Source organism: Amycolatopsis sp. NPDC051371, from assembly GCF_040682155.1.
In the GTDB taxonomy this organism is placed as follows: Bacteria; Actinomycetota; Actinomycetes; order Mycobacteriales; family Pseudonocardiaceae; genus Amycolatopsis.
The window spans coordinates 183,467-204,566 of the sequence record NZ_JBFBAG010000010.1 but is presented as its reverse complement, the minus strand read 5'-3'; the positions used below and the strand labels follow the sequence as shown (position 1 = coordinate 204,566).

At 70.1% G+C, this 21,100-nt stretch carries 21 protein-coding genes; 4 read left to right on the top strand and 17 right to left on the bottom strand.

Translation table 11 applies throughout. The features are described 5' to 3' along the window. Positions 1–69: 69 nt before the first annotated feature. The 11 genes from AB0M59_RS15695 to AB0M59_RS15645 form a co-directional block, all read right to left on the bottom strand. The gene (locus AB0M59_RS15695) at positions 70–1,329 is read right to left on the bottom strand and encodes a cytochrome P450 (protein ID WP_364614780.1); all 1,260 of its coding nucleotides are present in this window, start codon (positions 1,327–1,329) and stop codon (positions 70–72) included. Then, a complete protein-coding gene (locus tag AB0M59_RS15690; RefSeq protein WP_364614848.1) occupies positions 1,326–1,922 on the bottom strand; it encodes an ATP/GTP-binding protein in 597 nt (198 codons plus the stop codon). The genes AB0M59_RS15695 and AB0M59_RS15690 overlap by 4 nt, the downstream gene beginning before the upstream one ends. After that, a complete protein-coding gene (locus AB0M59_RS15685) occupies positions 1,915–2,274 on the bottom strand; it encodes a DUF742 domain-containing protein (RefSeq protein ID WP_364614777.1) in 360 nt (119 codons plus the stop codon). Before AB0M59_RS15685 ends, AB0M59_RS15690 begins: the two co-directional genes overlap by 8 nt. Further along, positions 2,271–2,690, bottom strand: a complete 420-nt coding sequence (locus AB0M59_RS15680; RefSeq protein ID WP_285479241.1) for a roadblock/LC7 domain-containing protein — start codon at positions 2,688–2,690, stop codon at positions 2,271–2,273. Before AB0M59_RS15680 ends, AB0M59_RS15685 begins: the two co-directional genes overlap by 4 nt. A 76-nt stretch (positions 2,691–2,766) precedes the next feature. Then, entirely contained in the window at positions 2,767–4,194 is a 1,428-nt protein-coding gene (locus AB0M59_RS15675; RefSeq protein WP_364614774.1) for an ATP-binding protein, read from the bottom strand. 352 nt (positions 4,195–4,546) lie between these two features. Continuing rightward, positions 4,547–5,173, bottom strand: coding sequence for a TetR/AcrR family transcriptional regulator (locus tag AB0M59_RS15670; protein ID WP_364614771.1), 627 nt, complete (start codon positions 5,171–5,173; stop codon positions 4,547–4,549). A 51-nt stretch (positions 5,174–5,224) separates the two neighbouring features. Further along, positions 5,225–6,403, bottom strand: a complete 1,179-nt coding sequence (locus AB0M59_RS15665) for a CoA transferase (RefSeq protein ID WP_364614768.1) — start codon at positions 6,401–6,403, stop codon at positions 5,225–5,227. Then, the gene (locus AB0M59_RS15660; RefSeq protein WP_364614765.1) at positions 6,400–7,503 is read right to left on the bottom strand and encodes an ABC transporter substrate-binding protein; all 1,104 of its coding nucleotides are present in this window, start codon (positions 7,501–7,503) and stop codon (positions 6,400–6,402) included. The genes AB0M59_RS15665 and AB0M59_RS15660 overlap by 4 nt, the downstream gene beginning before the upstream one ends. A gap of 22 nt (positions 7,504–7,525) precedes the next feature. After that, positions 7,526–8,395, bottom strand: a complete 870-nt coding sequence (locus AB0M59_RS15655; RefSeq protein ID WP_364614762.1) for an ABC transporter permease — start codon at positions 8,393–8,395, stop codon at positions 7,526–7,528. Further along, positions 8,370–9,158: an ABC transporter ATP-binding protein gene (locus tag AB0M59_RS15650; RefSeq protein ID WP_364614759.1), complete on the bottom strand. Its 789-nt coding sequence runs from the start codon at positions 9,156–9,158 to the stop codon at positions 8,370–8,372. Before AB0M59_RS15650 ends, AB0M59_RS15655 begins: the two co-directional genes overlap by 26 nt. Continuing rightward, positions 9,143–10,078 carry a hypothetical protein gene (locus tag AB0M59_RS15645; protein ID WP_364614756.1) on the bottom strand — a complete coding sequence of 312 codons (936 nt, stop codon included), beginning with the start codon at positions 10,076–10,078 and terminating at the stop codon, positions 9,143–9,145. The genes AB0M59_RS15650 and AB0M59_RS15645 overlap by 16 nt, the downstream gene beginning before the upstream one ends. Before the next feature lie 265 nt (positions 10,079–10,343). Between AB0M59_RS15645 and AB0M59_RS15640 the strand changes: the two genes are divergently transcribed. Further along, positions 10,344–11,051 (top strand): FadR/GntR family transcriptional regulator, encoded by a 708-nt coding sequence (locus AB0M59_RS15640; protein ID WP_364614753.1) that lies wholly within the window; start codon positions 10,344–10,346, stop codon positions 11,049–11,051. 11 nt (positions 11,052–11,062) lie between these two features. On the opposite strand, the gene AB0M59_RS15635 is transcribed toward AB0M59_RS15640, so the two are convergent. Genes AB0M59_RS15635 through AB0M59_RS15620 form a run of 4 tightly spaced genes read right to left on the bottom strand, consistent with a single transcriptional unit; the run spans position 11,063 to position 16,057 of the window. Further along, on the bottom strand, positions 11,063–12,088 hold the full coding sequence (locus AB0M59_RS15635; protein ID WP_364614750.1) for an ABC transporter permease: 1,026 nt from the start codon (positions 12,086–12,088) through the stop codon (positions 11,063–11,065). Then, positions 12,078–13,580 (bottom strand): sugar ABC transporter ATP-binding protein, encoded by a 1,503-nt coding sequence (locus AB0M59_RS15630; RefSeq protein WP_364614747.1) that lies wholly within the window; start codon positions 13,578–13,580, stop codon positions 12,078–12,080. Before AB0M59_RS15630 ends, AB0M59_RS15635 begins: the two co-directional genes overlap by 11 nt. 29 nt (positions 13,581–13,609) lie before the next feature. Continuing rightward, a complete protein-coding gene (locus AB0M59_RS15625) occupies positions 13,610–14,665 on the bottom strand; it encodes a sugar ABC transporter substrate-binding protein (RefSeq protein ID WP_364614744.1) in 1,056 nt (351 codons plus the stop codon). 39 nt (positions 14,666–14,704) lie between these two features. Next, entirely contained in the window at positions 14,705–16,057 is a 1,353-nt protein-coding gene (locus AB0M59_RS15620; RefSeq protein WP_364614741.1) for an enolase C-terminal domain-like protein, read from the bottom strand. Positions 16,058–16,215: 158 nt separating this feature from the next. Between AB0M59_RS15620 and AB0M59_RS15615 the strand changes: the two genes are divergently transcribed. Genes AB0M59_RS15615 through AB0M59_RS15605 form a run of 3 tightly spaced genes read left to right on the top strand, consistent with a single transcriptional unit; the run spans position 16,216 to position 19,061 of the window. Further along, a complete protein-coding gene (locus AB0M59_RS15615; protein WP_364614738.1) occupies positions 16,216–17,313 on the top strand; it encodes a sugar ABC transporter substrate-binding protein in 1,098 nt (365 codons plus the stop codon). 9 nt (positions 17,314–17,322) lie between these two features. Then, entirely contained in the window at positions 17,323–18,297 is a 975-nt protein-coding gene (locus tag AB0M59_RS15610; protein WP_364614735.1) for an ABC transporter permease, read from the top strand. Next, positions 18,294–19,061, top strand: coding sequence for an ATP-binding cassette domain-containing protein (locus tag AB0M59_RS15605; RefSeq protein WP_364614732.1), 768 nt, complete (start codon positions 18,294–18,296; stop codon positions 19,059–19,061). The genes AB0M59_RS15610 and AB0M59_RS15605 overlap by 4 nt, the downstream gene beginning before the upstream one ends. Positions 19,062–19,098: 37 nt before the next feature. Here AB0M59_RS15605 and AB0M59_RS15600 read toward each other — a convergent pair whose 3' ends face one another. Next, entirely contained in the window at positions 19,099–20,304 is a 1,206-nt protein-coding gene (locus AB0M59_RS15600) for a helix-turn-helix domain-containing protein (RefSeq protein WP_364614729.1), read from the bottom strand. A gap of 21 nt (positions 20,305–20,325) precedes the next feature. After that, a complete protein-coding gene (locus AB0M59_RS15595; protein ID WP_364614726.1) occupies positions 20,326–21,051 on the bottom strand; it encodes an alpha/beta hydrolase in 726 nt (241 codons plus the stop codon). Positions 21,052–21,100: the final 49 nt, after the last annotated feature.

Sequence of the window (21,100 nt, the reverse complement as noted above, 5' to 3'; positions counted from 1 at the left end):
GGCTCAGCCCCGGCCGGCTGTGCGGCCGGGGCTCGACGACTCAGGCTCGGACAGCCGCGCGGGAAGCGGTCACCACCCCGCCGGTCCGGCCACGTGGACCGGGGTGAAGTGCACCGGCAGGGTTTCCAGACCCCGCATCCACACCGACGGGCGCCACACCAGCTCCTCGACCGGGACCGCGAGCTCGAGGTCCGGCAGTCGGTCCAGCAGGACTTCGACGGTGGTGCGGGCGATGACCTCGGCCACTTCCGGTGCCGGGTAGGGACAACCGTGCTCGCCGTGGCCGAACGACATGTGCGCGTGGTTGCCCAGGGCGCCCGACGCGGCGTCGGGCCGGGCGTGCGGGTCGGCGTTGCCGGCCGCCAGCCCGAGCACCACCAGGTCCCCCTGCCGCACGCGAACACCGCTGAGCACGGTGTCACGGCTCGCGAAGCGCCCGATGAAGTTCTGCGTGGGCGTGTCGTGCCACAGCACCTCGTTGAGGGCTTGGCCGACACTGCCACGGCCGCCGGAGAGCGTCATCGCGAACCGGCTGTCGGTCAGCATCAGCCGGATGGTGTTGCCGATCCAGTTCGCCGTCGGCTGCTGCGCCGCGGCGGTCACCACGAGCAGGTCCTGGACGACCTCGTCGTCGGTCAGGTTCGCCGGGTGCTGCATCATGGCCGTGGGCACGTCCGCGCCCGGCCGCTCGCGCTTCACCGCCACCAGCCGCGCCATCGCCTCCTGCACCCGCCCGTACGCGGGCAGGGCTTCGGGGCCGACGTCCAGGGACAGCGCGACGTCGCGCACCAGCGCGGGCGCCTCCGAGTCGGGCATGCCGTACATCTTGGCGACCGCGAGCAGCGGCGCCTGCTGGGCGAAGCGGGCGATCAGGTCGGCTGCGCCGGTGCCCGCGAATTCGTCGATCAGCCGGTCCGCGATGCGCTCGCAGTGCGCGCTGAGGTCGAACTGATCGACCGCGGACAGCGCGTCGCCGATCGCGCCCGCCCGGCGCCGGTGTTCCCCGGCCTCGGTGAACATCACCGACGGGTTGTGCATGACGTAGGGCAGCAGCGGCCAGTCGCCGGGGACGTTGTCCCACTGGTTCCACCGGCGGCTGTCGCGGGCGAACAGCTGCGAGTCCTGGCACACCTGGTGGATTTCGCGGTAGCCGGTCAGCAGCCAGGCGGGGATGTCGCCGTCGAGCAGGACCGGGACGACCCCGCCGTACTGCCGCCGGATCCGGGCGTACAACGCGGCGGGATCCCGCTCGAATTCGGGTCCGTACAACCGGACCCGGTCCGCGGCGGGGATCGTCTCCGCCGGCGTGCTGGTCTGGAAACCGGTCACGATGCGCCCTCCCGGACTTTGGACAGGGTGTAGAGGTGGTCGACGAGCGAGATCAGCACCTGCTTCGACGAGTCCCGGTCGCGGGCGTCGCAGTCGACGAGAGGAACCTCGTCGGACAGGTCGAGCGCGGCGCGGACGTCGTCGAGGCTGTGTTTCGGCGGGCCGAAGTTGTTGCGCGCCACGATGAACGGCGTCCCGTGGTGTTCGAGCCGGTCGATCGCGTACCAGGAGTCGGCCAGCCGCCGGGCGTCCACCAGGACGACGGCGCCGAGGGTGCCGGCGAACAGGCTGTCCCAGAGGAACCAGAACCGTTCCTGCCCCGGGGCGCCGAACAGGTAGAGCACCATCTGTTCGTCGAGGCTGATCCGGCCGAAGTCGAACGCCACCGTGGTGGTCGTCTTCGCCTGCACACCCCGGGTGTGGTCGACGCCGATCCCGGCCTGGGTCATCGTCTCTTCGGTGCTCAGCGGCCGGATTTCGCTGACCGACCGGACCATCGTCGTCTTCCCGACGCCGAAACCGCCGACGATGACGATCTTCAAGCCGTCGGTCGCGGTGTCGGCCAGGGGCAGCCGTGCGTCTTGTTCAGAGATTGCGGAGTCCAACGAGCACCTTCTTGAGGAATTCCGAGTCGGAGGTCCGTCCCGCGGCCTGGGCCGACGACGGATGTCGGGCGGACACCTTGCCCATGGCCAGCAGGTCCGCGAGCAGAATCTTGGTCACACTCACCGGGAGCGCCAGGTCGGCCGACAGCTCCACGACGGACGTCGGCTTCGCGGTGATCCCGAGAATCCGGACGTGCTCGGACTGCATGCCCGCCGACGGCTCCGACTCCCTGACGATCAGGGTGACGAGATCGAGGTCGATGTCGTCCGCGCTGCTGCGCCCGCCCGTGACCGTGTAGAGCCGGTCCGGGTCTTCCCCGTCGAGCGCCGAGCGCGTCACGAAGCCGGGTTGTCGGCCGCCGCGAAGCGCGGCGGGGCGGTGAAGACCGAGCCGATCTGCTCCACCAGCTCGTCCATGTTGTGCCCGATCAGGCCGACATCGGCGTCCTCCGTGGCGATCACGGCCAGGTGCGAGCCGACCCCGGCCTCCACGATGAAGAGGATCCCGCCGTGGAACTCGGTCATCGAGTTCCGCACCCCGCCGGTGCCGTCGCCGAACTCGACCGACGCGCCGTGCGCCAGCGCCTGGACACCGGCGGCGATCGCGGCCAGCTGGTCGGCGCGGTCGACGGTGAGGCCCTGGGTGTGGCAGAGCTTCAAGCCGTCGCGGGACAGCACTAGGGCGTGACAGGCGCCGGCGGTGTTGCCCACGAGGTTCTCGAGGAGCCATTCGAGGCTCTTGTCCGAATCAGTCATCGAATCCGGGGACCGGCCGTGGCGGATCCCCTTGCTCCCATCTGGCGGTGTGCGGGTGTACGGGCAGAGCGACGGGTCACGCGTCTTCGCCGGTGTCCGACGGGGAGGCGGCGTGGCGGGACGGCGTGGCACCACCGCTGCGCCGCTGCTGGAAAGCACCGAACCGGGAACCGGTGTCACGATCGGCCCGGGCCGGGCTCGGCGTGGGCGACGGTGGCCGGCGCGACGCGGCGGTCAGCGTCTGCCCGCGCGAGCGTTTCGGCAGTTCGGACGGCTCGGACAGGTCGCCGGCGAGTTCGTGGCTCGTGTCGCCGGGACCGGGCCACACGACGGTCGCGGCCGGCTCGTCCGGCTCCGGCAGGGCCTCGGGCCGGGGCTGCGTGATCAGCTGCGTCGGGATGCGCATGACCACGCCGATCCCACCGCGCGAAGAAGGACGGAAGAAGATGTGCAGCTGGTGCTTGCGCGCCAGGCTGCCCACGACCGCGAGCCCGAGCCGCGTCCCCGACATCGAGGTCAGGTCGAGCGGCTGGTCGAGGGACACCGCGCGCTCGGCGCGGACGAGGGCCTGCGCCTTCATCCCGAGGCCGCCGTCCTCGATGGTGATCACCGCGCCGTTGTGCAGATCTTCGACATAAACGTGCACCTCTTCCGAAGGCGCGGAGAATTTCGTCGCGTTGTCCATGAGTTCGGCGAGCGCGTGCATGACGTCTTCCGCGGCGTAGCCGACGACCGCGACCCCGCTCGCGGAGTGCACCCGCATCCGCTGATAAGCGCCGATGCGGCCGAGCGCGCCGCGCAGGATGCTTTCCATCCGGATCGGTTTCGTCCACCGGCGGCCCGACCGCGCACCGGTGAGCACGGCGATGCTGTCGGCCAGCCGCCCCGCCTGCGCCGTGTGGTGGTCCACCTTCAGCAGATCCCCGAGCATCGCGTCGGACGTCCGGTTTTCCATTTCCCGCAGGTCTCCCAGGGTGCTGGTCGCCAGGGCCTGCAACCGGCCCGCCGCGCTCGCGCAGGCGGCCGTCGTGGCGGCGCGGCGACGTTCGCCGACGGCGATCTCGTCGACCAGGAGCCGCAGGACGCGCTGGTGCAGTTCGTCGGCGGGGCGCGGGACTTCGGCGAGCACGCTGTCCGCGGGCGTGCCACCGCGCAGCCGCCGGACCGCGTCGGGGACCGTCCGGTCGAGCAGCAGCGCCAGTTCACCGCCGCTGACGTGGACGGATTCGCGGGCGCGCTGAGCTTCGTCCAGTGCGGCTTGCGTCTGCGCGGTCGCGTTCGCGGCATGGTCGCCGCGGCGCAGCGCGAAGAACACGGCGGCACACGCGACGATCCCGGTGAACGCGCCGGCAATGGCGACGAGAATCGCCTGACCACCGGAAATCGACAAAGACACGCCGGTCCAGATCGCGGCGACGGCGACGGCTGTGACCAGTACCCCGGTTACCGCCCGGCCGACTGACTCGCGTTCTTCCCGATGTTGTGCGGGCGGTCGTTCCGACATCGCTCCACTTCCTCGAGTCCGATTGGTGCCCGAACAGTACTCGGTTTGCCCACAGAGATCACGACTCGGTTTCGTAGTGCCGCGAAAAGCCGTCGAGGACGAGTCCGGAGTCCGGTTGTCCGCCCGATAAAATCCGGATTACCACTCATGTCCCCGGCCGCCGGAACTCGCGATTCATCGCGCGTCGGCGACCGGGGCCCCGCAGCAGCGTGTCTTGAATGACTCATTCAGGACCTCCGAAGACCTGAATGACTCATTCAGGACGTCTGGTGGGCCCGGCGACGATCACCCGCACCACGTCAAGCGGCGTCGGCGGTGCGGATGATCATTCCGTCGCGTTCGTGACGGCGAGCTACTGGGGACCACTCGATTCGGGCGGGTTCGCCAGCGCCGCCGCCACCTGGTCGTGCACGGCCAGCACGCGGGCGTCCAGCTCGGCGACCGGCAGTCCGACGTCGCGCGCCAGCGCCTCGCGGAAGATCAGGTAACCCTTGTAGGCCGCGACCATGAACACGTGCATCGCGATCGCGTCACCCTCGGCGGGCAGGTCGCCGTCCCGCTGGTCGCGGTCGAGCGCGGCCCTCGTCTTCTCGATCTCCGGCAAAGCGTGGTAGTCGGGATCGCCGTCGATCGCCAGCAGCGCCTCGACGAGGGTCGGGGCGGGGTTCGCCAGAGCGCTGCGGAACATCGCCTTGCGCCGGTTGAGGAACGACGCTTCCCAGTGCCGCTTCGCTCCCGCCGCCCATTCCTTCGCGCGGTGCGCCACGGCGGCCCGCAGCAACGACCGGCGATCCCCGAAGTACTGGTAGATCTGGCCGCGGTTCACCCCTGAGCGTTCGGCGACTTCCTGCAGGTTCAACCCCGCGAAGATGCCGTCGCGCTGGAGCAGGTCGAAGGTCGCCTGCAGCAAGTCGGCCTCGGTGCGGGCCCGGTCGCGCGAGCGCCGGCCCTGCGCCGCTTGCCCGGCGGTGTCGTTCACGTCATCTCCCCTGTACGTGGCCGGTGGCCATGGTTCCATCCTAGTGATCGCTCAGACCACACCCCGGTCGCGCAGCGACGCGAGCTCCCCGCCGGACAAGCCCAGCAGCCCGCCGAGGACCTCGTCGGTGTGCGCGCCGAGCGCGGTACCTGCCCAGCGCACGGTGCCCGGCGTGGCACTCAGGTGCGGCAGCGGCGCGACCATCGGGATCTCGCCGAACTCGTCGTCGGGCACCGTGACGACCGAGCCGCGGGCGCGGCAGTGCGGGTCGTTCATAAGGTCCGCGACGCTCATGATCGGCGACGCCGGGATGTCCGCGTCGCTGAGCAGCTTCACCACCTCGTCGGCCGTCAACCCGGAGACCCACTCGCCGATCATCGGGTACAGCTCGTCCTGGTGGCGGATCCGCGCGGCGCGATCGGCGAACCGCCGGTCCTCGGCCAGCCCGGGCCGGTTCATCACCGCGGCCAGGCGGCGGAACAACGAGTCGGTGCCGGCGTGCAGCGACACCCGCCGCTCGTCGGAGGTCACGAAGTCCGACGCCGGCACGATGGCCGGGTTCTTGTTGCCCAGCCGTTCCCGCACCTGGCGGTCGAGCCCGTAGGCGGTCACCGAGTCCTCGCTCGAGCGCAGCGCCGCTTCGTACAGCGCCAGGTCGATGACTTGGCCCGAACCGGAGCCGAGATCGCGGTGGTACAGCGCGGACACGACCGAGAACGCCGCGAGGTAGGCGCTCATGTAGTCGATCACGCTGTACCCGCTGCGCACCGGCGGCCGCTCCGGTTCGCCGGTCACGTACGTCAATCCGCTGTACGCGCTGGCGATCCGGTCGAACGCGCCGCGGTCGCGGTACGGCCCGGTCAGGCCGAACCCGGTCAGGTAGAGCAGCACCGCACGCGGGTTGAGCGGCCGCAGGTGCTCGGGCAGCATGCGGTACCGCTCGAGCGTCGGCGGGCGGAAGTTCGTGACCACGACGTCGAAGTGCGGCACGAGCCGGTGCAGCAGGTCCTGGCCTTCTCGCGTGCGCAGGTCGAGCGCGACGGACTTCTTGTTCCGCCCCTCCTGCAGCCAGCCCGGTGACCGTCCACCGCCGCGGGTGAAGTCGCCGACCTTCGGGTCTTCGATCTTGACCACGTCGGCGCCGAAGTCGCCGAGGATGGTCGCCGAGACCGGGCCCGCGAGCACGGTCGCGGCGTCGAGCACCCGGACGCCGGCCAGCGCGTCGCTCATTTGCCTTGGGCCGCATCGATCACGAGCGAGAGGTCGATCAGCTCTTCGGGCTTCACCGGGCTGTCGACCTGCAGCGTGCCCGGCACGGACTGGTACATCTTCTGCAGGCTCGCGACCGACTGGGCGGGCACGTCGAAGTCGAACGGCACGGACGGCGCGATCCGCAGCGTCTCGACCTTCGTGCCCAGCTGCTGCGCCATCTTGGTCATCACCTCGGTGTCCTGGTGGTAGTCGCCGGAGAGGTGCGTGTTCACCGTCCGCTCCACCGCGCGGAAGAACGCGACGCCCGCGTCCCGGTTCGAGCCGAGCAACCGGGTGGTCGCGAAGTAGCCGGCGATCTGCATGGTGGCGGGATAGCCGCCTTCGGCCTGGAACGCGACGCCCGGCTTGATGCTCGCGGTGAAGGGCGGGCCGACGGTCGCGCCGTCGAGCGAGCCGTTGTTGAGCGCCTGCACCATCGCGGCGATGTCGCTGAACGGCGTCATCCGCACGTCACTGGGCTTGAGACCGCCCTTGGTGATGAGGTCGTAGAGCCCGTACTCCGACGGCGCCGCCAGCGCGCCGGGGTTGACGCCGATGTTCTTGCCCTTCAGCACGGCCGGGTCGAAGTCCGCGGCCTTGCTGCCGTACTTGGTGCTCATGTAGACGCCGCTGTCCGGAGCGGCCGAGGCGACGCCCGAGACCCAGCGGATCGGCACGCCGTGGCGCAGCGCGTTGAAGACCAGCGCCTGAGCACCGGCGTAGACGAGGTCGATCTTGTTCTGGCCCAGCAAGGTCAGCAGGTTCGGGACCGTGTCGGTGACGAACGTGACGTCGAGGTTCTCCTTCGCGAACTCGCCGTAGGTCTGCGCGAGCAGCGCGGGCGCTTCGAGCTCCAGCTTGGACGGGATGCCGACCTTGAGCGACGCGCGCTGCCCCAGCGGCTTCGGCGCCGGTGTGCCCGGCTTGCCGGACAGGCTTACGCCCGCGGGCAGCGCGGACACCTGCTTGGCCGCGCTCGCCTGATCCTGCTGGGTCGACGGGGCGCATGCGCTGGTGACGACGAGCGCGGCCGTGGCGACGGCGGCGCACAGCACGCGAGCGGTGGGGTTTCCGGACATGGTTCTCCTGCCGACGAAAGGGTCAGGAGCGGCGCAGACGCGGCCGCTGCTGCGGGACGGCGAACTTGAGCGCGAGGGTCACGAGGCCGGTGAAGACCACCCCGATGATCCCGGCGACGATCACGCCGGCGTACATCGTGCCGGGGTCGAAGACCTGCGACCGCTGGAAGATCAGGTACCCGAGGCCGCTGTCGCCGGACACCATCTCGATGCCGACGATCACCAGGATCGCGATGCCCGCGGTGAGCCGGATCGAGGTCGCGATGGCGGGCAGCGCGGCGGGGAGGATGACGTGGCGCAGCAGCTGGGTGCGCTTCGCGCCGAGGACTTCCGCGGCGTCGCGGTAGCCCTGTTCGACCGAGATCACCGCCGTCGTCGAGGCGAGCACCACGATGAAGAACACCGACACCGCGACGAGCACGATCTGCGGCAGGCCGCCGAGGCCGAACACGAGCAGGAACACCGGGAACAGCGCGAGCTTCGGCAACGTGTAGAGCGCGACCAGCGTGTGCTCGAGCGCGGCACGGGCGATCCACGACAGCCCGAGCAGGACACCCAGCGCGACCCCCGCGACGACGCCGGCGCCGTAGCCGATCAACAGCTTGCGGAGGGTGTCGAGCGTCGCGTCCGTCATCACGCCGTCCTGGAAGGACTGGACGCCGGCCTGCCAGATCGCGCTCGGCGCCGGGAAGAACCGCGTGTCGAGCAAGCCGAACCGAGCGGACAGCTCCCACGCGGCGATGAGCACGATCGGCGTGGCCCAGGCGAGGGTGAGCGTGATCGCGCGGCGGCGCCGGGCGTGGCGCTGGGGCGAGAGCTCGGCGGCACCGGGGGTGCGCCGCACGAGCTCGCGACCACCCAGCCGGTCATGCGACGTCATGAGCGTGCTCACGTTCTTCCACCTCACCTTTCAGGAGCCGCCAGATCTGGTCTTCGAGGGCACCGAACTCGGCCGTGGCACGCGCGGCCCGGGTGCGCGGCCGGGCGAACGGGACCTCGATGTCGGCGAGGATGCGACCCGGTCGCGAGGACATGACGACCACGCGGTCGGCCAGCAGCAGCGCCTCGTCGATGGCGTGGGTGACGAACAGGATCGTGCGCCGGTGCGCCTCCCACACCCGCAGCAGCTCCTGCTGCAGGACCAGGCGCAGCTGCGCGTCGAGCGCGGCGAACGGCTCGTCCATCAGCAGGACCTCGGGGTTGGCCACGAACGCCCTCGCCAGCGCGACGCGTTGCCGCATGCCGCCGGAGAGCGTGGCGGGGTAAGCCGATTCGAAGCCCGCGACGCCGGCGCGTTCGATCCAGTCGCGGGCGACCTCGTCGGCCCGCGCCCGGGCGACACCCGCGATGTCGAGCGGCAGGCGGACGTTCGCGAGCACGGTCTTCCACGGGAAGATGCCGTAGTCCTGGAAGACCATGGAGCACAGCGGCGATCCGGTGTCGACGCGGTCGATCACCAGCTCCCCCGCCGACGGCGCGGCGAGCCCGGCGACGATGCGCAACAAGGTCGACTTGCCGCACCCGGACGGGCCCACGATCGCGACGAACTGTCCTCTTTCGACGCTGAGGTCGACGGGCCCGAGCGCGTGGACCGCGTGGCCCCGCGCGACGAACGTCCGCTCGACGCCCGTCGCGCTGATCACGACGTCGGACATGCGGTCTCCTCCTGGTGGGTGTGCTCGAAGATCGTCGGGAACGGCCCGGTGGCGAGCCACTCACCCGCGTCGCGGTCGCCGTGGACGTGGTCGGCGAAAGCCGTCGCGACGGCGGAGATCGCGGCCGCGACCGGCCCGATCCCCTTGTCGTGCTGGGGGATCCCGCCGAGCTGGTGGTCACCGTCGCGGACCACGGCGAGGTGCTTGACCGCGGACCGAGCCCGGTCGAACGGCTCGCGGCGCCACTCGACGCCCTCGCCGCGGGCGCCGAAGTCACGCGTGCCGGTGACGACGAGCAGCGGCCGCTCGACGCCGGCCCAGGACTGTTCGGTCAGCCCGCGGTCACCACTTCCCTGCGGCGACAGGAGGATCCCGCCGGTGACGGCCGGGTGACCGAAGTCCGTGTCGTCGAGCCCGAACCCGGCGAGCCGGGTGCCGAGCAGGAGCTGCGCGGTGTAGGCGCCGAACGAATGCCCGGCGACGAGGACGCCGGTTCGCCGTGGCCCGAGCGAATCGAGCACCGCGTGGACCCGCCTGACCCGCGACAGCCAGTGCTGCGGGTCGAACAGCAAGGCGTGCATCTTCTGCCTGGACACGGGATCCGCGGCCCACGTGTGTTCGTCCACATCGGACAATCCGAACCGCGGCCCCGCGAGTTCGAAGGCGTCGAGGAACTGCGGGTGCAGCACCGGGTACCCGTGAGAAGCGAGGTGCCGGCCGAGGCCGGCGTACCCGCGGTGACTCCCGCCCAGCCCGTGGCACAGGACGACGACCGGCCGCGGCCCGGCGGTTTCGGGCTCCTGCGTGAAAACGGCGACCGGCTGCCCGTCCACCGTCGTCCACTCGTCGGTTTCGCCCGTGCGGACCCGGTGCGGTCCCGGCCGGGTCCACCGGGGACCCCGGTCCTCGTTGCAGCCCACGTCGGCTCCTAACTAGCAAGTTGTTAGTAACGTAATGCTAGTTAAGAACCGCGGCAAGGACTGTCGCGGAAGTGGGGTGACGCGGGCACCCTCCGTGGCCGACCGTCCGCCACGGCTGAGCCTTACTCCAGGACATCATATGTCTCGGCAACTGATCATGAGTTCAGCGCCTTGAGATTGTCGAATTCAGCGAATGCTCCCCCGAAATCCGAGAATTGATCATATGATTGATACGCTGCTCTGCAGCCGCAGCCCAAGGAGCGCCATGACGAGGTCCCTGACCGACGAAGCGATCGACCGGATCCGGGAGTTCGTCCGATCCGGGCGGTTCCCCGCCGGGTCCAAACTGCCTCCCGAGCACGAACTCGCCACCGAACTGGGGATTTCCCGCAGTCCCACCCGCGAGGCCGTGAAGGCACTGGCGGTGGCCCGGGTCCTCGAAGTCCGCCGCGGTGACGGCACCTACGTCACGAGTCTCGCACCGAGCCTGTTGCTGGAAGGCCTGGGCAGCGCGGTGTCGCTCATGCGGGACGGCACCGTGCTCGAGCTGACCGAAGTGCGCCGGCTCCTGGAACCCGCCGCCACCGGGCTCGCCGCGACCCGGATCGACGACGCTCAGCTCCGCACCGTGGCCGAACTGCTCGACGCGATGCAGGAGGCGGTCGAGGACGTCGAACGCCTCACCGTGCTCGACGCCGCGTTCCACCGCGAGGTCGTCACGGCGGCGGGGAACGAAACCTTGACGGCGCTACTGGACGGCATTTCCTCGCGGACGCTGCGGGCGAGGATCTGGCGCGGCACCGTCGAACGGGGTGCGACGCACGAAACGTTGTCCCAGCACAAGGCGATCTACGACGCGCTGGCCGGCCACGACCCCGCCGTGGCGACCGCGGCCGCGCTGATGCACGTGGACACGTCCGAACGCTGGCTGCGCGCCCACCTCGCCGACTTCCCGAACCTCGAAGACGGGTAGCCGGTCCACCCTCAGTTCTGCCGTTTGCCGCTGGTGATCCGGGACATCACCAGCGCGACCAGGATGATCGTGCCGTTGAGCGCCCCGATCCACTGCGCGGGCACCCCGGCCAGCGTGAGCACGTTCTGGATCATGTACAGCAGCAGGATGCCGGTGAAGGCCCCGAAAAGCGTGCCACGACCGCCGTTCAGGCTGACCCCACCGATCACCGCCGCGGCGAAGACGGTGAAGATGTAGCCGTTGCCCTGGGCCGCGGCCACGGAGGCGAGCCTGCCCGAGAGCAGCAGCCCGCCGACCGCTGCCAGCACGCTCGCCCCGATCAGGACGATCCACACGATCCGATCGGTCCGGATACCGGCGGCCTTCGCCGCGTCCTCGTTGCCGCCGATCGCGTAGAGGCTGCGGCCGAACCGGATGTAGCCGAGCAGGACGACGCCACCGGCGAACAGGAGCACGCAGATCCAGATGGAGGCCGGGACCCCGGCCCACAGCGTGGTGCCGAGGTAAAGCATCGAATCGGACATGCCGAAGAACGTCTGGCCGCCGGAGATCCCGGTCAGCAGGCCGCGCAGCACGATCAGCATGCCGAGGGTGACCACGAACCCGCTCAGCCCGAACCGGACGATCAGCAGGGCGTTGAGCGCACCGACCAGCACCCCGACCACGAGCACCACGGGGACCGCCGTCCACGGGGGCAGGACCCCGAGCGAATGGCCGCCGTCGATCGTCAACCAGGCCGCGACGCCGGGAGCCAGGCCGAACGTGGACTCCAGCGAGAGGTCCATCTTGCCGACGACCAGGACCAGCGTCTGCGCGAGCACCAGCAGGGCGATCTCCGACATGGTCTGCAGGATGTTGATCACGTTGTCGTACTGGAGGAACACGGGGTTCACCAGCTGGCCCACCACGGCGATCGCGATGATGCCGGGAACCAGGGCGAAGTCGCGCACGCGGGCGAAGGCGATGCGCCGCGGCGGTCGGGCGGCGGCGGGCTCGGTCTGCGCCTCGGTGCGCAAGGCGGTGGGGCTATCCGGCATCGAGGTCGACTCCTTCCATGGCGGCCACGACCTCGCGGTCCTGCCAGCCGGCGGGTATTTCGGTGGTGAGCCGTCCGTGGACCATGACGAGCACGCGGTCGCAGAGGCGCAGGTCGTCCAGCTCGTCCGAGGCGATCAGCACGGCGGTGCCCCCGGCGGCGGCTTCGGCCACCTTGCCGAGGAGGAACTCCTTCGACCGCACGTCCACCCCCGCGGTGGGAGTGATCAGCACGAGCAGCCGGGGGTCACCCGCGAACGCCCGGGCCATGACGACCTTCTGCTGGTTGCCACCGGAGAGCGCCGACACCGCGAGCTTCGGGCCGGGTGTCTTCACCTCCAGCCGCTCGATCATCGTCCCGGCCAGCCGGTCACGGAGGCCGGACCGGACGAAGATGCCCGGGCCGAGCCGGTCCATGACGGACATGGTGGTGTTGTCCGCGATCGACATGTCCGGCACGAGCCCCTGGTGGTGGCGGTCCTCCGGGACGAAGCCGATCCCGGCGGCGAGTGCCGCCGGGACGTCGCCGGGGCGAGGGCGGTGCTCCCCGACGAGGATGGTTCCCGAGCCGGCCGCCCGCAGCCCGGTCAGCGTCTCGGCGACCTCGGTCTTGCCGCTTCCGCCGGCCCCGGCCAGGCCGACGATCTCCCCCGGCGCGACGTCGAAGGAAACGCCGTCGTAGCTGGGGGCGAGGCTCAGCTCGCGCACCCGGAGCACCGGTGACGCGCCGAGCCGGACGGAGGAGGCGCGTTCTTCGGCCACGACGGCGTTCTCCCCGGTCATCGCCGCGACGAGGTCGGTCTTCGGCAGCTCGGCGACCGGCGCGGACAGGACGTGCCGGGCGTCGCGGTAGACCGTGACCGTGTCGCAGATCTCGTAGACCTCCTGCAGGTGGTGACTGATGAACAGGAAAGTCACGCCTTGCCGCTGCAGGTCGGCGATGTGGCCGAACAGCCGGGTGATGGCGCCGCCGTCCAGCTGCGCGGTCGGTTCGTCGAGGATGACGAACCGCGCGCCGAAGGACAGCGATCGCGCGATCTCGACGAACTGCCGCTGCTCGACGCCGAGCTCGCCCGCGGGCCGGCGGACGTCGACGTCCACCGACCAGCGTTCGAGCAGCTCGGCGGCCTTCCGGCGCACCGCAGACCAGCGGACGAACCCGCCCCGGGTCTCCTGCCGGTTCAGGAACAGGTTCTCCGCCACCGAAAGGTCGGGGATGATCGTCGAACGCTGGTACACGCAGGCGACCAGCGAACGCCACCTGTCCCGATCGGACGGTCCCGGGGCGCGCTCGCCGTTCACCAGCAGGGAGCCGGAGTCCGGCTCGGTCAGGCCGGTGAGGATGGAGACGAGCGTCGACTTTCCGGCGCCGTTGCGGCCGACGAGCGCGTGCGTCTGTCCCGGCAGGACGGTGAGGTCGGCGTGGTCCAGCGCGACGGTGGCGCCGTAGCGCTTGACCACCTGCCGTGCTTCGACGACCGGCACGGTACTCATGTTCGCCTCCTCCACGAGAGCTCGAGCGGTCAGCTCTTGCTGTTGCCCCACAGGGACTGGTCGTCGACCTTGACGCTGGAGACCGGCCCGAAGGCGGCACCGTCCGCGGTGACCAGGGGCGCGGCCAGCTGGTCCTCCATCAGGCCGTCGCGGATCTGCACGATGGTGCTGCCGTGGTCGGTCTTGCCCGGCACCGGCGTCTTGCCCGCGATCGCGTCCTTGAGGTACTGCAGCGCGTACTTGGCGAACAGGTCCGCGGGCTGGGAGACCGTCGCATCCATTTCGCCCGCACGGATCTTCTCGAGCTCCTCGGGGATACCGTCGTTGGACACGATGAACACGTGCTTCGGGTCGGCCGCCGGCACGAGCAGGTTCCGCTGCTTCAACAGCTGCAGCGTCCCCGACAGCGCGAAGCTGGACTGCATGTAGACACCCTTGATGTCCGGGTTCGCGGTCAGCCGCGTCTGGAGTTTCTGGGCCGCGGTGCCGGCGTCCCAGTTGGTGGCTTCCCCGAAGACCGTGATCCCGGGGAAGTTCTGCTTCATGCAGTCGTTGAAGGCCTCGGTGCGGTCTCGCCCGTTGATCGACGCGAGGTCGCCCTGCAGCATCACGACCTTCCCCTGGCCGCCGAGCTTCGTGCCGAGGAACCGGCACGCCTTTTCCCCGTAGGCGCGGTTGTCGGCCCGCACGACCATGTAGACGTTGCCCTGGTCGGGACGGGTGTCGACGGACACCACCGGGATCTTCTTCCCGGCCAGCTGCTGCAGGGTCGGGATGATCGCCGCGGTGTCCTGCGGCGCCATGACGACGCCCTTGACGCCCTGGCTGATCATCGTCTGCACGTTGGCGGTCAGGTTGGCGACGTCGTTCTGCGAGTTCGTCGTCTTGAGCTCGAAGCCGTCCTGGCCGGCGAACTGCGGCACGTACTTGATGTAGGCGTTCCAGAAGTCGGTGTCCGAACGGGGATAGTCGACACCGACGACGGTTCCGCCGGCCGCGGAGGTGCCCCCGCCGCCACTACAGCCGGCGAGCACCGCCGCGGTGAGCGCGCCGGCGACAACGGCGCACAGGGACCGGATCTTCATGACCTCTCCTCGCTGAAAGGGTGGGGACGACCGCAGCGGTCACGCGACCACCACGGTTTCTTCGTGCCAGGCCGGGCCGTCGGGGAACCGGTAGCGCGCCACGGATTCGGCGTGCAACCGGGCCCCGAGCCCGGGCCGGTCCGGCGCCAGGTACCTCCCCCGCTCGACCCGCACCGGGTCGACGAAGTGCTCGTGCAGGTGGTCGACGTATTCGATGACCCGGTCCTGCCGGGTGCCGCTCACCGCGACGAAGTCGAACATCGCCAGGTGCTGCACCATCTCGCAGAGCCCGACACCGCCGGCGTGCGGGCACACCGGAACGCCGAACTTCGCGGCCAGCACCAGGATCGCGATGTTTTCGGTGACCCCGGCGACCCGGCTCGCGTCGAGCTGGAGGATGTCGATCGCCTCCGCCTGCAGCAGTTGCTTGAACATCACCGCGTTGTGCGTGTGCTCGCCGGTGGCCACTTTGATCGGCGCCACCGCGCGGCGGATCGCGGCGTGGCCGAGCACGTCGTCGGGCGAAGTCGGCTCCTCGATCCAGTACGGGTCGAACTCCGCCAGCGGCCGCAGCCAGGCGATGGCCTGGCCGACGCCCCACGCCTGGTTGGCGTCGATGGCGATCCGCACGTCCGGCCCGACGACCTCGCGCGCCAGCCGCAGCCGCCGGACGTCTTCGTCGAGGTCGGCGCCGACCTTCAGCTTGATCTGGGTGAAGCCGTCCTCGACCGCCTCCGCCGCGAGCGCCGCCAGCTTCTCCGGCGAATAGCCGAGCCAGCCGGGAGTGGTGGCGTAGGCGGGGTAGCCCGACGCGAGCAGTTCGGCCTGGCGAGCCGCCCGGCCCGGCTCGGCGCGGCGGAGGATGTCCAGGGCTTCGTCGCGGGTAAGCGCTTCCTGGAGGTACCGGAAGTCGATCAGGTCGACCAGCTCCGCCGGCGGCAGCTCGGCGAGCAGCCGCCAGACCGGCTTGCCTTCGCGGCGCGCCCGCAAGTCCCACACGGCGTTGACGATCGCCGCCGCGGCCATGTGGATCGCGCCCTTGTCGGGGCCCAGCCAGCGAAGCTGGCTGTCGCCGGTCAGGCGGCGCGAGAAACCCCCGAGGTCGGCGAGCGCGTCGTCCACCGGCATTCCCGCGATCAGCGGCACCAGGGCCCGGACCGCGGCGACCTGCACGTCGTTGCCGCGTCCGACGGTGAACGCGAGGCCGTACCCCTCCTGACCGGCGCTCGTGCGGATCGTGACGTACGCGGCGGAATAGTCCGGTTCCGGGTTCATCGCATCCGATCCGTCCAGGCTCAGCGAAGTCGGGAAGCGCACGTCGACGGCTTCGATCGCACTGATCACCTCGGGCACGGTCGCCACCTCTTCACTCGACAGCGAATCAGACAACATACGTATGGCTACGCTCTACCCGAGTAAAAGTCCAGAACTCCGATAATTTAGCGAAAGTCTGGTTGAGACATCATACGTCTGCTAATGTCGGCGACGCTGGACCGTGAAAGAACCCGTCGTAGCCGGAGCACTGCCGCTGAGACGATTGCGGGGTCACGATGACTGCTGGACCAAGCGCCACTTCCCGAAGAACAGCACTGAAGTACCTGGGTGCGGGCAGCGCGACGATGGCCGCGGGCACGCTGCTGGCGGCGTGCACCGGCGTCCAGGAAGCCCAGAACGGTGGCAAAGCGGGCCCGTTCCCGAGCACGCCGGGGTGGCGGTTCGTGTTCGTCAACCACGTCACCACGAACTCCTTCTTCGTCCCCACCCGGTCCGGACTGGCCGACGCCGCGGCGTTGCTCGGCGTACCCGAGCCGCAGTGGACCGGCTCGGAGAACGGCAACGTCGCCCAGATGGCGAGCGCCATGGACACCGCGATCAACAGCAAGGCCGACGGGATCGCCATCGCCCTGACCGACGACAACGCGTTCGTCGACCTCACCAAGCGCGCGCTGGGCGCGGGCATCCCGGTGATCGCCTACAACGCCAGTGCGGCGGGCAACTACCCGCTCACCTACGTCGGGCAGGACCTGTACCTGTCCGGGTTCCGGATGGGGCAGCGCATCGCGCAGAAGGTCACCTCCGGCGACATCCTGGTCGGCATCGCCCAGCCGGGCGGCAACAACGTCCAGCCGCGGCTCGACGGCATCACCGACGCGCTGAAGCAGGCCGCGCCCGGCGTGCGCGTCCAGTCGGTGAACACCGGCGCCGAGCAGGCCGGCGAACTGAACGCCATGACCGCCGCGTACACGGGAAACACCGCGGTGAAAGGGATCTACGCGGTCGACGCCGGCAGCACCGCCGCGTGCGCGAAGCTGATCGCCGACCGCAAGCTGACCGGCAAGATCGGCAGCGGCGGGTTCGACCTGCTCGACGACACGGTCACCGGGGTGAAGGACGGTGCGCTCGACTTCACCATCGACCAGTCCCCCTACCTCCAGGGTTTCCTTTCGGTGCTGTACCTGTACCTCTTCCGGCTGTCCGGCACGCTGGTCGCACCGCCGGTCACCGACACCGGCCTGACGTTCGTCACCAAGGAGAACGTCGGCCCGTACGCGTCGGCCGGCAGCAGGTTCGAGGGCGGCGCCAAGAAGGACGTCATCGCGATGCCGAGCTCGATCCCGTTGCCGCCGGCGTCGACGTCGAGCCGGTAGGCGCCGGCGATGTCGTTGAGACCGATGCTGCTCGGCGTGATGCACGTCAAGGAGCTGAGCATCCTGCTGGTCACGATCGCCGCGGGAATCTACTTCACGGTGGCCAGCGGAGCGTTCAACTCCGTGGACAACTACATGACGATCGCGCAGTACGTCGCGCCGTGGTCGATCATCGCCGCGGGGCAGGTGATGCTGCTGATCTGCGGGGAGATCGACCTGTCCGCCGGCTTCGTGTTCACCCTCGCCCCGTTCATGGTGATGCAGTTCTTCGTCAACGGCTGGCCGTTGTGGCTCGCGCTGCTCGGCGCGGTCGCGGTGAGCACGCTCGTCGGGGTGGTGAACGGGCTGATCCGGACGGTGCTGGCGATCCCGTCGTTCATCACGACACTGGGCATGGCGTTCCTGTTGCAGGGCCTGGTCCTGATCATCTCGAACGCCCGTCCGGTCGCCGCGCCGAAGGACAGCTGGGTGGTCGACGTCTTCGGCGGGGCGCCCTGGACGGAGTTCCTGTGGGCCGTCGGTCTGGTCGTCGTCATGCAGGTGGTGCTTTCGGCGACCCGGTTCGGCATCCACACGCAAGCCACCGGAGGGAACCCGGTCGGCGCCGCGGAGTCGGGCATCGCGATCAACCGGGTGAAGGTGGTCAACTTCGCGATCACCAGCACCCTGGCCGGGCTCGCCGGCATCCTGCAGGGCACCCGGGTCGGCTCCTACGACCCGACCAACGGCGGGTTCACGACGATGTTCTTCGCGGTGGCGTCGGCGGTGATCGGCGGCACGGCCCTGCTCGGCGGGGCCGGCACGGTCGCTGGCGCGTTCCTCGGCGCGCTGCTGCTCGGCATCGTGTTCGACGGGTTCAACCTGACCGGGGTCAGCGCGAACGCCTTCAACGTCGTGCTCGGCGCCGCCATCCTGCTCGCCATGGTGCTGAACGTGACGCTGATCGTGGTGCGCAAGCGCGTCGGATCCCGGGAGCTGACATGACCGGCGAACCGAGCACCGAGGTCATCCGGGTCGAGGGCGTCAGCAAGAAGTTCGGCCCGGTGACCGCGCTCGCCGACGTCAACCTGCACGTGCGGCGCGGCGAAATCCTCGGGCTCATCGGGGACAACGGCGCCGGCAAGTCCACGCTGATCAAGATCCTCACCGGCTACCACCAGCCCGACGGCGGGCGCATCCTGTTCGAGGGCGAGCCGACCACGCTGAAGTCCGTGGTGCACGCGAGATCGCTGGGCATCGAGACGGTGTTCCAGGACCTCGCGATGGTCAATGACCTGCCCGTGTACCTGAACCTGCACCTCAACCGCGAGCTGACCCACCGCCCGCTGCCGTTCCTGCGGCGCCGCGAGATGAAGCGCCGTGCCCGTGAAGCACTGGACTCGATCGGGATCGACATCCCGTCGGTGACCGCCGAGGTGGGCATGCTGTCCGGGGGCCAGCGGCAGGCGATCGCGGTGGCCCGGTCGGTGTACTCGCAGGCGAAGCTGCTGCTCCTCGACGAGCCGCTCGCCGCCATGGGCGCCAAGGAGAGCGCGGTGATCCTGCGCCTGCTGCGGGAGCTGAAGCAGCGCGGCGACATCGCGATCATCCTGATCGCCCACAACTACGGGCAGGTGACCGACGTCTGCGACCGGGTGAACCTGTTGCAGCACGGCGAAATCACGTTCGACCGGCGGTCCGCGGACACCTCCGTGGCCGAACTCCTCGAACTGGTGAACGCGGAGTACCGCCTCGACGGCAAGCACTGACCCCCAGCTGGTCCCGCACTGCTCGGACGATCTTTCGTCATTCCGCGATGCCCAGCAGCGCGGCTTCGAGCGCTATCAGGATTTCCGCGGTCGCTTTCGGGTCGCCGAGGGAGCGACCGGTGGCCGACTCGATCCGGCGCAGCCGGTGCCGGACCGTGTTGGGGTGACAGAACAGGACTCCCGCGGCGTCCGACGCCGATCCCCCGTTGTCCCGCCACGCCGCCAGGGTGTCGAGAAGTACCTTGCTTTGCTCGGCGGGCAGGTCGAGGATCGGCCCGAGCACGGCGTGGCGGACCCGCCGCATCGCATCGGGCGCGCTGACCGCCGCGACGGCGAGGGGAAAGTCGTCGAACATCGTCACGTGCGGGGCGCCGGCGACGGTGCTCGCCAGCGCGATGCGCGCGAAGCGCAGCGCGGCCGCCGTCTCCGTCAGTGCCGGGTAAGGCGGGCTGATGCCGATCCGGCTGCGCGCCGACGCCGTCAGAGTCGTCTTGAGCGGGTTCAGGTCGGCGTCGTTCTCGAAGCGCACGATCCCGATCTGGGCGTCCGGCATCAGCCGCCAGGCCGATCCGATGCGGTGTGCCCGCAGGCGGTTCTCGATGCCGGGCAGCGCCTCCTGGGCCAGGTGCACCGATTCGGCCGCGACCACGACGAAGGGCCCGCGTTTGGGCAGGCGAAGCACGTCCGCGACCTCCCAGACGGACGTCTCGTGCAGCGGACGTCCTTCCAGGAGGGCGCCGACCAGGGCCGATCGCTCGCCCTCGTTCCGCAGCACCAGTGCCATCGTCGCCTCGCGGTGCGCGGCGGCCATCTCCTCGGCGAAGGTGTCGTGCGCGGACCAGAGGTCGGAGGCCGCGTCCACCAGCGCCTGGTCGGACACCCGTTCCCGCGCACGGGAATGCTGCACGAGGCCGTGCCAGATCTGGCCGAACAGGACGCGGAAGGCCGCCATGACCATCGACAGCGGCACCCCTTGCTCGGCTCGGAGCGCACCGGTCGTCCGGGCCGCCGAAACGTCGGCGAACCGGTCCTCGCGCAACGACCGGAGGACGTACTCGAGGTTGCCCCGCACCGATCGCCTCAGGTCGTCGGCCGACACGACGCCGCGGGTGGCGTAGAACTCGACGCGGGCCTCGATCGCGGACGCGATCTCGTCCGCGAACTCGTCGATGGTGTCCAGCAGCCGCCCGGCGAGGGCCACGAGCTCCGGATCCGGCCCGCTCGTGGCCTCGCGTCGCGTCACCCGGTCAGCTTAGGCTTGTCCTCACCCGTTTCCTCCGCTCGCCGCGGCGACGATCAGCTCGATCGTCTCGGCCGGCTTGCTGATCATCGCGACGTGCGAGCCGGCGACCTCCACCGTCTGCGCTCCGGCGCGCTTCGCCATGGCCCGCTCGGCTTCCGGCGGGATCGTGGCGTCGTCGGCGGCCACGAGGTACCAGCTCGGGATGGCCCGCCAGCCGGGCACCCCGGACGGGGTGGACAGGCAGGAGAGCGCGAACCCGCGCTGGGCGACGGCCATGAAGGCGGCGAGCTCCGCGTCCAGGTCGGCGCAGAACAGCTGGTGGAAGTACGCCGGGTCCAGGTAGCCGTCGGCGTCGCCGTCGGGCGCACCCGGGTAGGGGCGCTGAACCAGCCGCTGCCCGAGCTCGGTCTTCCCGTCGCCCAGGGCGATGGACTCGAGCAACGTCTCGCCCTCGTCCGGCGCGAACGCGGCGATGTAGACCAACGCCCGCACGTTCGGGTTGCCCGTGCTCGCGTTGGTGATCACGCAGCCGCCGTACGAGTGGCCGGCGAGCACGACATCGCCTTCGATCGTCGACACGAAGTCCCTCAGGTAATCGGCGTCGGCGGCGACTCCGCGCAGCGGGTTGGCCGGCGCGAGGACCTGGTACCCGCGCTCACGCAGGCCGTCGGCGACCGCCTGCCAGCCTGAAGCGTCGGCGAACGCGCCGTGGACCAGGACAACGGTGGGTAGTGCGGGAGCGGTCATGACGAGCCTCGTTCCGGTGCGGGGTGAAAGGGTTGCCGCCCTTCACGGT